The sequence below is a fragment of the Stutzerimonas stutzeri genome (assembly GCF_002890915.1).
Classification (GTDB): domain Bacteria; phylum Pseudomonadota; class Gammaproteobacteria; order Pseudomonadales; family Pseudomonadaceae; genus Stutzerimonas; species Stutzerimonas stutzeri_AF.
In genome coordinates this window covers 47,996-61,529 of record NZ_POUT01000007.1, presented here as the reverse complement: position 1 = coordinate 61,529, position 13,534 = coordinate 47,996, and the positions used below count along the sequence as shown (strand labels likewise).

15 protein-coding genes are annotated in these 13,534 nt (G+C 67.3%); 12 read left to right on the top strand and 3 right to left on the bottom strand.

The window, feature by feature from the left end:
• Complete coding sequence (locus CXK94_RS13320) at positions 1 to 393, top strand: globin (protein WP_102894699.1); 393 nt, start codon at positions 1 to 3, stop codon at positions 391 to 393.
• A 13-nt stretch (positions 394 to 406) separates the two neighbouring features.
• On the opposite strand, the gene CXK94_RS13315 is transcribed toward CXK94_RS13320, so the two are convergent.
• Positions 407 to 1,045, bottom strand: a complete 639-nt coding sequence (locus CXK94_RS13315; RefSeq protein ID WP_102894698.1) for a pseudouridine synthase — start codon at positions 1,043 to 1,045, stop codon at positions 407 to 409.
• Between the two features lie 291 nt (positions 1,046 to 1,336).
• Between CXK94_RS13315 and urtA the strand changes: the two genes are divergently transcribed.
• The 10 genes from urtA to ureC all read left to right on the top strand — a co-directional run bounded on the left by urtA (position 1,337) and on the right by ureC (position 11,230).
• Positions 1,337 to 2,605: an urea ABC transporter substrate-binding protein gene (urtA, locus tag CXK94_RS13310; RefSeq protein ID WP_102894697.1), complete on the top strand. Its 1,269-nt coding sequence runs from the start codon at positions 1,337 to 1,339 to the stop codon at positions 2,603 to 2,605.
• Positions 2,606 to 2,717: 112 nt separating this feature from the next.
• Positions 2,718 to 4,289: an urea ABC transporter permease subunit UrtB gene (gene urtB, locus CXK94_RS13305; protein ID WP_102894696.1), complete on the top strand. Its 1,572-nt coding sequence runs from the start codon at positions 2,718 to 2,720 to the stop codon at positions 4,287 to 4,289.
• Entirely contained in the window at positions 4,286 to 5,365 is a 1,080-nt protein-coding gene (gene urtC / locus CXK94_RS13300) for an urea ABC transporter permease subunit UrtC (protein WP_102894695.1), read from the top strand. The genes urtB and urtC overlap by 4 nt, the downstream gene beginning before the upstream one ends.
• A complete protein-coding gene (urtD, locus tag CXK94_RS13295) occupies positions 5,362 to 6,207 on the top strand; it encodes an urea ABC transporter ATP-binding protein UrtD (protein ID WP_102894694.1) in 846 nt (281 codons plus the stop codon). Before urtC ends, urtD begins: the two co-directional genes overlap by 4 nt.
• 131 nt (positions 6,208 to 6,338) lie before the next feature.
• The gene (gene urtE, locus CXK94_RS13290) at positions 6,339 to 7,037 is read left to right on the top strand and encodes an urea ABC transporter ATP-binding subunit UrtE (RefSeq protein ID WP_102894693.1); all 699 of its coding nucleotides are present in this window, start codon (positions 6,339 to 6,341) and stop codon (positions 7,035 to 7,037) included.
• Positions 7,038 to 7,234: 197 nt separating this feature from the next.
• Positions 7,235 to 8,068, top strand: a complete 834-nt coding sequence (locus tag CXK94_RS13285) for an urease accessory protein UreD (RefSeq protein WP_102894692.1) — start codon at positions 7,235 to 7,237, stop codon at positions 8,066 to 8,068.
• A 199-nt stretch (positions 8,069 to 8,267) separates the two neighbouring features.
• Positions 8,268 to 8,570 carry an urease subunit gamma gene (gene ureA / locus CXK94_RS13280; protein ID WP_102894691.1) on the top strand — a complete coding sequence of 101 codons (303 nt, stop codon included), beginning with the start codon at positions 8,268 to 8,270 and terminating at the stop codon, positions 8,568 to 8,570.
• Positions 8,571 to 8,616: 46 nt separating this feature from the next.
• Positions 8,617 to 9,129 (top strand): GNAT family N-acetyltransferase, encoded by a 513-nt coding sequence (locus CXK94_RS13275; protein WP_102894690.1) that lies wholly within the window; start codon positions 8,617 to 8,619, stop codon positions 9,127 to 9,129.
• A complete protein-coding gene (locus CXK94_RS13270) occupies positions 9,126 to 9,431 on the top strand; it encodes an urease subunit beta (RefSeq protein WP_102894689.1) in 306 nt (101 codons plus the stop codon). Before CXK94_RS13275 ends, CXK94_RS13270 begins: the two co-directional genes overlap by 4 nt.
• A 98-nt stretch (positions 9,432 to 9,529) precedes the next feature.
• The gene (ureC, locus tag CXK94_RS13265) at positions 9,530 to 11,230 is read left to right on the top strand and encodes an urease subunit alpha (RefSeq protein ID WP_102894688.1); all 1,701 of its coding nucleotides are present in this window, start codon (positions 9,530 to 9,532) and stop codon (positions 11,228 to 11,230) included.
• A 60-nt stretch (positions 11,231 to 11,290) separates the two neighbouring features.
• Here the strand turns inward: ureC and CXK94_RS13260 are convergent, their stop codons facing one another.
• Entirely contained in the window at positions 11,291 to 11,557 is a 267-nt protein-coding gene (locus CXK94_RS13260; protein ID WP_102894855.1) for a DksA/TraR family C4-type zinc finger protein, read from the bottom strand.
• Between the two features lie 278 nt (positions 11,558 to 11,835).
• On the opposite strand from CXK94_RS13260, the gene CXK94_RS13255 reads away from it, so the two are divergent.
• Positions 11,836 to 12,564: a TorF family putative porin gene (locus CXK94_RS13255; RefSeq protein WP_102894687.1), complete on the top strand. Its 729-nt coding sequence runs from the start codon at positions 11,836 to 11,838 to the stop codon at positions 12,562 to 12,564.
• Positions 12,565 to 12,629: 65 nt separating this feature from the next.
• Here the strand turns inward: CXK94_RS13255 and CXK94_RS13250 are convergent, their stop codons facing one another.
• Complete coding sequence (locus tag CXK94_RS13250; RefSeq protein ID WP_037044022.1) at positions 12,630 to 13,490, bottom strand: isocitrate lyase/PEP mutase family protein; 861 nt, start codon at positions 13,488 to 13,490, stop codon at positions 12,630 to 12,632.
• Positions 13,491 to 13,534 lie beyond the last annotated feature (44 nt).

The following is a 13,534-nucleotide window of genomic DNA, read 5'->3' as shown; positions in this document are numbered from 1 at the left end:
ATGAAAGACACCGACCGCGTCATGCAGAGCTATGGTCGCTGTTGCGCCAGCCCGAGCTTCTTCGACGACTTCTACGTCAACTTCCTGTCCAGCTCGCCGGCGGTGCGCGACAAGTTCACCAATACCGACATGGTCGCGCAGAAGCAGCTGCTGCGCGCCGGCATCCTCAATCTGGTGCTGTTCGCCCGCGGCATGCCCGACAGCAAGCTCAAGGCGCTCGGCCAGAGCCACAGTCGCGATGGCTTCGACATCCGCCCGGAACTCTACGACCTCTGGCTCGTCGCGCTGCTGAAGACCGTGCGGCAGCACGATGCGCAAGCCGGCAAGCCGGAGCTGGATGCCTGGCGCGGCGTCCTAGGCAAGGGCATCGAAGTGATCAAGTCGTACTACTGAGGCAGCGCCGGCGCTATAGCCGCGCCGGCACCTCGCGCCACGCGCCCGGCTGCAGGCCGTCCAGCGTCCAGGGTCCGATACGCACCCGCACCAGCCGCAGGGTCGGCAGGCCGACCGCCGCCGTCATGCGCCGCACCTGGCGGTTGCGCCCCTCGCGAATCACCAGCTCCAGCCAACTGGTCGGCACGCTCTTGCGAAAGCGCACCGGCGGGTGGCGCGGCCACAGTTCAGGCTCCTCCAGGCGCCGCGCCTCGGCCGGCAGGGTCATGCCGTCGTTCAGCTCGACGCCCTGGCGCAGCCGCTCGAGCTGCGCCTCACCCACCTCGCCTTCCACCTGTACCCAGTAGGTCTTGGCCAGCTTGTGCTTCGGGTCGGCGATGCGCGCCTGCAGCCGGCCGTCGTTGGTCAGCAGCAACAGGCCCTCGCTGTCGCGATCCAGCCGCCCGGCCGGGTAGACGCCGGGGACCGGCACGAAATCCTTCAGCGTCGCACGCCCGTCGGCATCGGCGAACTGGGTCAACACATCGAACGGCTTGTTCAGCAACAGCAGCCGCGGCTCGGCTGGCGGTGCCTTGGCGGCACGCCGCGGCGCGGCCGGGCGGGCCGGCCTGACGGGCGAACGCGAGGATGGGGAACGCGGTGGGCGGGGCATGACGGCTCGTCTCGAAGCGGGCCGGTCATGCTAGAAGCCCCGCCCGGCAGCGGCAAGTAGCGACCCGTCCGGCAGGCGGCACCGAAAGCGGGCAAAGCGGGCCTTGGCAGTGCACCACGCGCCCTGCGATGCACCAGCATGGCTCACCGCCCAGACCAACCGGCACCATGCCTCTCCACGCCAGCCCGCGCCACTGCTGGCTTTGCGTCATTTGGCACGGATGCTGCCCTTGCTCCTGGCGTTCCGAAGTATTCAGCCCACAGTTGCGCACGGACAGCCAAGGAGCCCCCTATGAAACGTCGTCCCCTGATCAAGACCACCCTCGCCGCCAGCGCCCTGATGCTCAGCGGCCTGTTCCCCTTCACCCTGCAGGCCGCCGAGACCATCAAGGTCGGCATCCTGCATTCGCTGTCCGGCACCATGGCCATCTCCGAGACCTCGCTCAAGGACATGGCGCTGATGACCATCGACGAGATCAACGCCAACGGCGGCGTGCTCGGCAAGCAGCTCGAGCCGGTGGTGGTCGACCCGGCTTCCAACTGGCCGCTGTTCGCCGAGAAAGGCCGCCAGCTGCTGACCCAGGACAAGGTCGCGGTGACCTTTGGCTGCTGGACCAGCGTGTCGCGCAAGTCCGTGCTGCCGGTTTATGAAGAACTCGACGGCCTGCTGTTCTATCCCGTGCAGTACGAAGGCGAGGAACTGTCGCCGAACGTCTTCTACACCGGTGCCGCACCGAACCAGCAGGCCATCCCGGCCGTCGAGTACCTGATGAGCGAAGACGGCGGCAGCGCCGAGCGCTTCTTCCTGCTCGGTACCGACTACGTCTACCCGCGCACCACCAACAAGATCCTGCGCGCCTTCCTGATCAGCAAGGGCGTGCCGGAATCCAGCATCGAGGAGGTCTACACCCCCTTCGGTCACAGCGATTACCAGACCATCGTCGCCAACATCAAGAAGTTCGCCGCCGGCGGCAAGACCGCCGTGGTGTCGACCATCAACGGCGACTCCAACGTGCCGTTCTACAAGGAACTGGCCAACCAGGGCCTGGAAGCCACCGACGTGCCGGTCGTCGCCTTCTCGGTCGGCGAAGAGGAGCTGCGCGGCATCGACACCAAGCCGCTGGTCGGCCACCTGGCCGCCTGGAACTACTTCCAGTCGGTGGAGAACCCGGTCAACGAGCAGTTCGTCGCCAAGTGGAAGGCCTACGCCAAGGCCAAGGGCCTGCCGGGCGCCGACAAGGCGGTGACCAACGACCCGATGGAAGCCACCTACGTCGGCATCCACATGTGGGCGCAGGCGGTCGAGCAGGCCGGCAGCACCGAGGTCGGCAAGGTGCGCGACGCGCTGGCCGGACAGACCTTCGCAGCGCCGAGCGGCTATACCCTGACCATGGACGAGAAGAACCATCACCTGCACAAGCCGGTGATGATCGGCGAGGTCCAGGAGGACGGTCAGTTCTCGGTGGTCTGGGAAACCGAAAGCCCGGTCCGCGCCCAGCCGTGGAGCCCGTACATCCCCGGCAACGACAAGAAGCCGGATTACGCGGTGAAGTCGAACTGACAGCGATCGTCGCGGTGGATGGGTGACGCGCCGACTCCGCGTCACCCATCCACCTGTCGGCCGCCACAAGCTCCATCAAGAGAGCACCCGGCCTCCCCTGGGGAATACACAGATGAACACTGCCCTGCACCGAATCCTTCTGCTGCTCCTGCTCGCCCTGCCTTGGGCGGCGCAGGCCGGAGACGCAGCCGACTACGCCAAGGCCAGCCCGGCCAAACAGGCCAGGCTGCTGGAAAGCTGGGCCGCCGCGCCCGCGCCTGAGCGGCTGCCGCTGATCGAGGCGCTGCGCGCCAATCGCGTGGCCATCGACCAGCACAAGACGCCCTTCATCGAGGAAAACGGCGCCTACCGTGCCCTCGAAGGTGATATCGAGCCGGTCGGCACGCCGAAGAAGCTGCGCCTGAACAACCGCCTGCGCGGCCTGCTCAACACCGCCCTGGCGAGCCACCAGCTGTTCGCCGAAGACCCCGCGCAGCGCCTCGCCGCGGCCAAGCGCCTGCAGCGCAGCGGCCAACCGGAACAGCTCGAGCTGCTCCAGCAGCGCCTGGACGCCGAGGACGATGCCGCCGTCAGCGAAGCGTTGACCCTGGCGCTGGCCAACCTGCAGCTGACCGCAAGCGACCCCGCAGTACGCCTCGCCGCGGTGCGCCTGCTCGGCGAAACCGGCGCGCCCATGGCGCGGGTGCGCCTGGAGAACCTGCTGGCCGACGAGGCGGAAACAGACGCCAACGTGCGCAAGGCCGCCGAGACCAGCCTGGCTCAGGTCAAGCGCAAGCTCCTGATCGGCGAGCTGCTCGGCCAGGCTTTCAGCGGCCTGTCGCTGGGCTCGATCCTGCTGCTCGCCGCCCTCGGCCTGGCGATCACCTTCGGCCTGCTCGGGGTGATCAACATGGCCCACGGCGAGATGCTCATGCTCGGGGCCTACACCACCTACATGGTGCAGGTGCTGATGGCGCGGCTCGCCCCTGACGCCCTCGCCTTCTACCCGCTGGTGGCGTTGCCGGTGGCCTTCTTCGTCACCGCCGCGATCGGCATGGCGCTGGAACGCACAGTGATCCGCCACCTCTACGGCCGCCCGCTGGAAACCCTGCTGGCGACCTGGGGCATCAGCCTGATCCTGATCCAGCTGGTGCGGGTGCTGTTCGGCGCGCAGAACGTCGAGGTCGCCAACCCGGCCTGGCTGTCCGGTGGCCTGCAGGTGCTGCCGAACCTGGTGCTGCCGTACAACCGCATGGTGATCATCGGCTTCGCGCTGTTCGTGGTGCTCCTGACCTGGCTCTTGCTGAACAAGACGCGCCTGGGCCTGAACGTGCGCGCGGTAACGCAGAACCGCAACATGGCCGCCTGCTGCGGGGTGCCCACCGGGCGCATCGACATGATGGCCTTCGGACTGGGTTCCGGCATCGCCGGCCTCGGCGGCGTGGCCCTGAGCCAGATCGGCAACGTCGGCCCGGACCTCGGCCAGAGCTACATCATCGATTCCTTCCTGGTGGTGGTGCTCGGCGGTGTCGGCCAGCTGGCCGGCAGCATCTTCGCCGCCTTCGGCCTTGGCATCGCCAACAAGATCCTCGAACCGCAGATCGGCGCCGTGCTGGGCAAGATCCTCATCCTCGCGCTGATCATCCTCTTCATCCAGAAGCGTCCGCAGGGGCTCTTCGCTCTCAAGGGGAGGGTCATCGATTGAACCAGCCACTTACCCTCACCGCCGCGCAGAAAGCCGGACCGAAAGCCACGGTCATCGCCCTAGGCCTGGCGCTGGCCGTCCTCGTCGCCATGCCGCTGCTGCACCTGCTGCCGGCCGAGCATGCCCTGCACGTTTCGGCCTACACCCTGACCCTGGTGGGCAAGATCCTCTGCTACGCCATCGTCGCCCTGGCACTGGATCTGGTCTGGGGTTACGCGGGGCTGCTGTCCCTCGGCCACGGCCTGTTCTTCGCCCTCGGCGGTTACGCCATGGGCATGTACCTGATGCGCCAGAGCGCCGGCGACGGCCTGCCGGCATTCATGAGCTTCCTCGCCTGGAACGAGCTGCCCTGGTACTGGTATGGCACCTCGAGCTTTCTCTGGGCCATGTGCCTGGTGGTGCTGGCGCCCGGCGTGCTGGCCTTCGTCTTCGGCTTCTTCGCCTTCCGCTCGCGGATCAAGGGCGTGTACTTCTCGATCATGACCCAGGCGCTGACCTTCGCCGGCATGCTCCTGTTCTTCCGCAACGAGACCGGCTTCGGCGGCAACAACGGCTTCACCGATTTCAAGACCATCCTCGGTTTCTCGATCTCGGCGCCGGCGACCCGCGCCACGCTGTTCCTCGCCACCGTGGCGCTCCTGGCCGGCAGCCTGTACCTGGGCTTTCGCCTGGCGCGCAGCAAGTTCGGCCGGGTGCTCACCGCCCTGCGCGACGCGGAGAACCGGCTGATGTTCTGCGGCTACGATCCGCGCGGCTACAAGCTGTTTATCTGGGTATTGAGCGCCGTGTTGTGCGGCCTGGCCGGCGCGCTCTACGTGCCGCAGGTGGGCATCATCAACCCCAGCGAGATGGCGCCGACCCAGTCCATCGAGGCCGCGGTGTGGGTCGCCCTCGGCGGGCGCGGCACGCTGATCGGCCCGCTGCTGGGCGCCGGCCTCGTCAACGGCATGAAGAGCTGGTTCACCGTGGCCTTCCCCGAGTACTGGCTGTTCGCCCTCGGCGCGCTGTTCATCCTCGTCACCCTGTACCTGCCCAAGGGCGTGATCGGCCTGCTGCGCCGGAGGGGAGAATCATGAAAGTCGTACCCACTCCCGAACTCATCGATCCCGTCGACACCGGCGGCAACGGCCGCGACGCCATCGGTCTCGGCCGCACGGCAGGCGAAGGCCTGGATGCACGCCACGGCACCATCCTCAGCCTGGAGGACATCAATGTCAGCTTCGACGGCTTCCGCGCGCTGACCGACCTCAGCCTGTACATCGGCGTCGGCGAACTGCGCTGCATCATCGGTCCCAATGGCGCCGGCAAGACCACCATGATGGACGTGATCACCGGCAAGACCCGTCCCGACAGCGGCAGCGCCTGGTTCGGCGACACCCTCGACCTCACGCGCCTGAGCGAGGTGGAGATCGCCCAGGCCGGCATCGGCCGCAAGTTCCAGAAGCCCACGGTGTTCGAGGCGCTTTCCGTGTTCGAGAACCTGGAGCTGGCGCAGAAGACCGACAAGTCGGTGTGGGCCAGCCTGAAGGCCAAGCTCAACGGCGAGCAGAAGGACCGCATCGACGAGGTGCTCGCCACCATTCGCCTCGAAAATTCCCGCAACCGGCCGGCCGGGTTGCTGTCGCACGGCCAGAAGCAGTTCCTCGAGATCGGCATGCTGCTGATGCAGGACCCGCAGCTGCTGTTGCTCGACGAACCGGTGGCCGGCATGACCGACGCCGAGACCGAATTCACCGCCGAACTGTTCAAGCGCCTGGCGCACAAGCACTCGCTGATGGTCGTCGAGCACGACATGGGCTTCGTCGGCACCATCGCCGACCACGTCACCGTGCTGCACCAGGGCCAGGTCCTGGCCGAGGGTTCGCTGGAAACCGTGCAGAACGACGAGCGGGTGATCGAGGTGTATCTGGGGCGTTGAGCAAAAAGGGTGGATGGCTTCGGCCATCCACCCTACGCCCGCCGAATCGTAGGGTGGATAACGCCGCAGGCTTATCCACCGAAAGCGGCGCAGCCTTTTCCAAGCGTCACGCAAGAAACAAGGACATCGACATGCTGCAAGTCCAGCAACTGCACCAATACTACGGCGGCAGCCATATCCTGCGCGGCCTGACCTTCGAGGCGAAGGTCGGCGAGGTGACCTGCCTGCTCGGGCGCAACGGCGTCGGCAAGACCACTCTGCTCAAGTGCCTGATGGGCCTGATCCCGGCCCGGGAAGGCGCGGTCAGCTGGGAGGGCAAGGCCATCACCGGCTACAGGCCGCACCAGCGGGTGCAGGCCGGCATCGCCTACGTGCCCCAAGGGCGGGAAATCTTCGGCCGGCTGACAGTCGAGGAGAACCTGCTGATGGGGCTGTCGCGTTTCAGCGCGAAGGATGCCAAGCAGGTGCCGGCCTTCATCTACGAGCTGTTCCCGGTGCTCGAACAGATGAAGCACCGCCGCGGCGGCGACCTCTCCGGCGGCCAGCAACAGCAGCTGGCCATCGGCCGCGCGCTGGCCAGCCGGCCGCGCCTGCTGATCCTCGACGAACCCACCGAAGGCATCCAGCCCTCGGTGATCAAGGAAATCGGCACGGTGATCCAGAAGCTCGCCGCCAAGGGCGACATGGCCATCCTGCTGGTCGAGCAGTTCTACGACTTCGCCGCCGAGCTGGCCGACCAGTACCTGGTGATGAGCCGCGGCGAGATCGTCCAGCAGGGCCGGGGCGAGACCATGGAGGCCGACGGCGTGCGCGGGCTGGTGGCAATCTGAACCGCGGACGATTGTGCACCATAGCGATGCATTCTTACCTGTGCGCACCAGGTTGGCGCACGCATTGCGTCATGCGAACCCCATGGCTGCCGCCGATGGCGCAGCAACACCGGCCGCGCTGGCCTCGCACCAAGGCGGCGCATAACGGCACGGCGCTTGCTCTGCCAACCGGACCGAACGAAGAACCTTGCGCCCCGATGAATGCCCATGCCCCGCTGTTCACCCCCCACTGGCACGCCGAACTGGAACTCGGCTATGCCCGCGTGGGCGGCGTCAGCCGGCCGGTGCTGCGCCGCCACACCGGCCCGTTGCGGGTGCAGAAGCACCTGTATGCCGAGGGGCCGGAGGTCTGCCAGCACATCATCGTGCATCCACCGGGCGGCATCGCCGGTGGCGACCGCCTGGACATCGACGTCGCGGTCGGCGCTGGCGCCTGGGCCCAGCTGACCAGCCCCGGCGCGGCCAAGTGGTACCGCGCCGCCGCGCCTGCCTGCCAGCAGCTGCGCTTGCGCGTCGAAGCCGGTGCCACGCTGGAATGGCTGCCGCAGGAAACCATCGTCTACTGCGCCGCGCAGGCCGAGTTGGGCACATGCATCGAACTCGAAGGCGATGCGCGGCTGTTCTACTGGGACGTCATCGCCCTCGGCCGGCCAGCCGCGAACGAGCGCTTCGATGCCGGGCACTTCCAGGCGCGGCTGGACATTCGCCGCGACGGCGCGCTGCTCTGGCACGAGCGCCAGCGTGTCGCCGGCGGCGACGGTCTGCTGGACTCGCCCATCGGGCTCGACGGCCAGCCGGTGTTCGCCACGCTGATCGCCAGCGGCGAGATCGATGCCGCGCTGCTGGAACGCTGCCGTGAACTGCCGGGCCGGGTGCGCGGCGACCTGACGCAATTGCCGGGGCTGATCGTCGGCCGCTGCCTGGCCCGCGAAGCGCTGCACGCGCGCGCCTGGCTGATCGGATTGTGGCGCCTGCTGCGCCCGCAACTGCTGGGGCGCGAGGCCGTACCACCACGTATCTGGAGCACCTGAAACAGATTTTTGTAGGAGCCGGCTTGCCGGCGATCAGCGGGCGCCGCATCGCCGGCAAGGACCCGGTGTCTCCCCGGGCTCCTACCAGTTGAAAAACAACCCCGTAGGGTGGAAAACCGCGCAGCGTTTTCCACCGACAGGACCGAAGACACCCCGATGGGCAAGGCTTCCCCGTTGCCCATCCCAGACTGGAGCCGTTATGGATTTGTCGCCGAGAGAAAAGGACAAACTACTGATCTTCACCGCCGGCCTGGTCGCCGAACGCCGCCTGGCGCGCGGGGTGAAGCTCAACTACCCGGAGGCGATGGCCTACATCTCCGCGGCGCTGCTCGAAGGCGCCCGCGACGGCCAGACGGTGGCCGAGCTGATGCACTATGGCACCACCCTGCTCACCCGCGAGCAGGTGATGGAGGGCGTGCCGGAAATGATTCCGGAGATCCAGGTCGAGGCCACCTTCCCGGATGGCACCAAACTTGTCACCGTTCATCAACCGATTCCCTGAGAAACTGGTCAATGTCTACCTGACCTCTTCCCGAAGGATTTTCACCGTGCTGATACGTGACGCCCAGCAAGCCGACCTCCCAGGCATCCTGCAGATCTACAACGACGCCGTGCTGAACAGCACGGCGATCTGGAACGACACGCCGGTGGACCTGGCCAACCGCCAGGCCTGGCTCGCCGAGCGCGAGGAACAGGGCAACCCGGTGCTGGTGGCGCTGGACGACGACGGCCTGGTGATCGGCTACGCCACCTATGGCCCGTGGCGCCCGCACGAGGGCTTCCGGCATACCGTCGAGCACTCGGTGTACGTGCGCGACGGCCAGCGCGGCAGCGGCATCGGCCGCGGCCTGATGCGCGAGCTGATCGGCCGCGCCCGCGCCGCCGGCAAGCACGTGATGGTCGCCGCCATCGAGAGCGAGAACCGCGCCTCGATCCACGTGCACCAGCAGCTCGGCTTCATCCATGTCGGCCATATGCGCCAGGTGGGCTGCAAGTTCGGCCGCTGGCTCGACCTGACCTTCATGCAACTGATCCTCAACACGGAGCGCAGGACCCCATGATCCCCGGCGAATACCAGATCCAGGACGGCGACATCGAACTCAATGCCGGCCGCCGCACCCTGACCCTGAGCGTGGCCAACGGCGGCGACCGGCCGATCCAGGTCGGCTCGCACTACCACTTCTTCGAGACCAACGACGCCCTCGCCTTCGACCGCGAACAGGCGCGCGGCATGCGCCTGAACATCCCCGCCGGTACTGCAGTGCGCTTCGAACCGGGGCAGAGCCGCGAGGTGGAACTGGTCGAGCTGGCCGGCAATCGCCGCGTGTTCGGCTTTGCCGGACGGGTGATGGGCGACCTCTGACGCGGCCCGATTCGTAGGGTGGAAAACGCCGAAGGCTTTTCCACCGTGACCCTGACCGGTGGATGGCTGCGGCCATCCACCCTACCGAGACGAAACGCATGAAGATTTCCCGCCAAGCCTATGCCGACATGTTCGGCCCCACCGTCGGCGACAAGGTGCGCCTGGCCGATACCGAGCTGTGGATCGAAGTGGAGCAGGACTTCACCGTCTATGGCGACGAGGTGAAGTTCGGCGGTGGCAAGGTCATCCGCGACGGCATGGGCCAGGGCCAGCTGTGCGCCGCCGAGGTGGTCGACACGGTCATCACCAACGCGTTGATCCTCGACCACTGGGGCGTGGTCAAGGCCGACGTCGGCCTCAAGGACGGGCGCATCGCCGCCATCGGCAAGGCCGGCAACCCGGACATCCAGCCCGGCGTAAGCATCGCCATCGGCGGCGCCACCGAGGTGATCGCCGGCGAGGGCATGATCCTCACCGCCGGCGGCATCGATACCCACATCCACTTCATCTGCCCACAGCAGATCGAAGAGGCGCTGATGAGCGGCACCACCACCATGATCGGTGGCGGCACTGGCCCTGCCACCGGCACCTACGCCACCACCGTCACGCCGGGGCCGTGGCACATGGCGCAGATGCTCAAGGCCGCCGAGGCCTTCCCGATGAACATCGGCTTCACCGGCAAGGGCAACGTCTCGCTGCCCGGGCCGCTGGTCGAGCAGATCGAGGCCGGCGCCATCGGCCTCAAGCTGCACGAGGACTGGGGCACCACCCCGGCGGCCATCGACAACTGCCTCGCCGTGGCCGACCAGTACGACGTGCAGGTGGCGATCCACACCGACACGCTGAACGAATCCGGCTTCGTCGAGACCACCCTCGGTGCGTTCAAGGGCCGCACCATCCACACCTACCACACCGAGGGCGCCGGCGGCGGCCATGCGCCGGATATCATCAAGGCGTGCGGGTTCCCCAACGTGCTGCCGAGCTCGACCAACCCGACCCGGCCGTTCACCCACAACACCATTGACGAGCACCTGGACATGCTCATGGTCTGCCACCACCTCGACCCGAGCATCGCCGAGGACGTGGCCTTCGCCGAAAGCCGTATCCGCCGGGAAACGATTGCGGCGGAGGATATCCTGCATGACCTCGGCGCCTTCTCCATGATCAGCTCCGATAGCCAGGCCATGGGCCGCGTCGGCGAGGTCATCACCCGCTGCTGGCAGACCGCCGACAAGATGAAGAAGCAGCGCGGACCGCTGGCCGAGGATGCGCCGGGCAACGACAACTTCCGCGCCAGGCGCTACATCGCCAAGTACACCATCAACCCGGCGATCACCCACGGCATCGCCCACGAGGTGGGCTCGATCGAAGTGGGCAAGTGGGCCGACCTGGTGCTCTGGCGCCCGGCCTTCTTCGGCGTCAAGCCGACGCTGATCCTCAAGGGCGGGGTCATCGCCGCCAGCCTGATGGGCGACGCCAACGCCTCGATCCCGACCCCGCAGCCGGTGCACTACCGGCCGATGTTCGGCAGCTACGGCGGTTCGCTGCACGCGGCGAGCTTCACCTTCATCAGCCAGGCTGCGTTCGCTGCCGGCGTACCCGAGCGGCTCGGGCTGAAGAAGAAGATCGGCGTGGTCAAGGGCTGCCGCGAGGTGCAGAAGACCGACCTGATCCACAACGGCTACCTGCCGCGGATCGACGTCGACCCACAGAACTACCAGGTCCGCGCCGACGGCCAGTTGCTCTGGTGCGAGCCGGCCGAGGAACTGCCGATGGCGCAGCGCTACTTCCTGTTCTGAGGCCGGCCCGGCCCTGGTGGGCTTCAGCCCATCAGGGCGTAGTCACGCCGCCACGAGCGCTCAGCGCAACTGGCTGTCCTTGCTGCCGCGGCGGTTGTAGCCGCTGAAGGTGGCCTCGCGCTTGTCCTGCTCGCTCTGGCAGGCGATGCACAGCCGCACGCCCTTGACCGCCTGGCGGCGCGCCTCGGGAATCTCCGCCCCGCACTCCTCGCAGTGCGTCAGGCTCTCGCCCTGGCCCAGCTTGCTGCGGGCCCGCTGGATGGCGTCCTCGATGGTGCTGTCGATCTGCTCCTGCACCGCGCCGTCGTTCGCCCAACCTGTGGCCATGCTGTCCTCGCTTGCCGGCCGTTCGGGGTGCCGGCGCTTGCTGATGTGCATTCGAGTCCATGCCCAGCTTGCGCGTTCGCCCGGACGAAAACCAGCGCCTCGGGATGCCCCAGGCCGGCCGCGCATCACACGCGGCCAAGGCCCGGCGCAGAGCGGCGCCGCCTGTCGAGAGAAGCCGTCCAGGCGACGGATGGGGCTCGCCGGCGGATATCGCTGGTTATGCTTGCGGTGCCCTGCAACGAGATCCGCTCCCACCTGCCGCCGCCCATGTACCCGCCATGACGCTCAAGAACACCCTGCTCCGGCTAGCGCTGCTGCTGGTCGCCGGCTGCGCCACGCAAAGCAAGGTGGTGGAGCGCGAGCTGGGCGATTTCGACCTCAAGCTGGGCTCCGCCCCCACCCGCAGCATGGCCCATGGGCTGGTGCAGCCGACGACCGCCGGGGTCTTCCACGGCGGCCTCGACCTGAGCCATGCCAGCGGCTGGTATGTCGGTCAATGGTCGCCCAGCGTCGGCCTCGGCGAAGGCAGCCAGCTGGAAATGAATTCCTACCTGGGCTATGCCCGCCGCCCCCTCGACGAAGCCCCGGGCTACGAGCTGGGCGTGATCCACTACAGCTTCCCGGAAATCGCCGACCGTGACCGCGACGAATTCTATGCCGGGCTGAACTTCGCCGGCACCCGCCTGGGCGCGGCGCTGAGCAGCAAGCCGCGGCGCACCGACAGCACGCTGTACCTCGATTTCGGCTCGGTGACGCCATTCGGCGTCGGCCTGCGGCTGAAATACGGCACCTATGCCCTGGACCGGCCCCGTTTCTTCGATGACGGCAGCAGCGTACGGGTGTTCAACGACTGGTCGCTGAACCTGTCGCGCCCCTGGCAGGGCATCCAGCTCGACTTTTCCTACACCGACTCGGACCTGCAGGGCCCCGAGTGCGGCGCCTACTCCGGGCAGAATGGCCAGTGCGCCAGCCTGCTGATGTTCAGGGCCGAGCGGCCGCTGTACTAAGAGCCTGTTCACGATCTCGCGAGCTAGAGCCCTGCAGATCATGAACAGGCTCTAAGCGCAGCGGGTCACTCCTTGACCTGCATATATTCCTCGGCCCAGACCACGTACTCGTCGGCGGTGGAGTATTTCACCGACAGCTGCGAGGCGTTCAGGTCCAGCGCATCGATCTGGCGCTGCTCGCGCAGGCAGTCGTAGGTAGCCTTGATCGCAGCGAAGTAGGCGGCGTGGCCGTTGACCACGATGCGCACGCCGAGCTCGGCCAGACGGGCGTTGTCGCGCAGGTTCGGGTTGCCGTAGGTGACCAGCATCAGCGGTGTGCTGAGCTGGCTGGCGATGCTGTGCAGATGGTCGAAATCCTCGATACCGACCAGGCAGATGGCGTCGGCGCCGGCCTTCTCGTAGGCCTGGGCGCGGGCGATCACCTCCTCGAAGCCGATCACGCCGGCATTGGTGCGGGCGATGATGGCCAGCTCCGGATCGACCCGCGCCTCCAGCGCCGCGCGGATCTTGCCGACCGCCTCGAACATGCCGATCAGGTCGGTGGACTTGCGGCCGAATTTCGGCGGCAGCAGGGTGTCCTCGATGGTCAGCGCGGAAATCCCGGCGCGTTCCAGCTCGGTCACGGTGCGCATCACGTTGAGCGCGTTGCCGTAGCCGTGGTCGGCATCGGCGAGCACCGGCAGCTGCGCGACGCGGCAGATGCGCGTGGCCTGCTCGACGAACTCGCTGAGGGTGATGAGGTTGAAGTCCGGCGCGGCCAGGACCTGCAGGGAGGCGACCGAACCGCCGAGGATGCCGACCTCGAAGCCGAGGTCGGCGGCGATGCGCGCCGACATCGGGTCGAACACCGAGGCGGTGTGGTAGCAGCGGTCGGCGCTCAGGAGCTGGCGGAAGTTGCGGCGCAGGGTGTGATGGGAAAGTCGCATGGTGGTTACCTGAGTTAAGCGGGCACGCAAGGGTCGAAACGCCC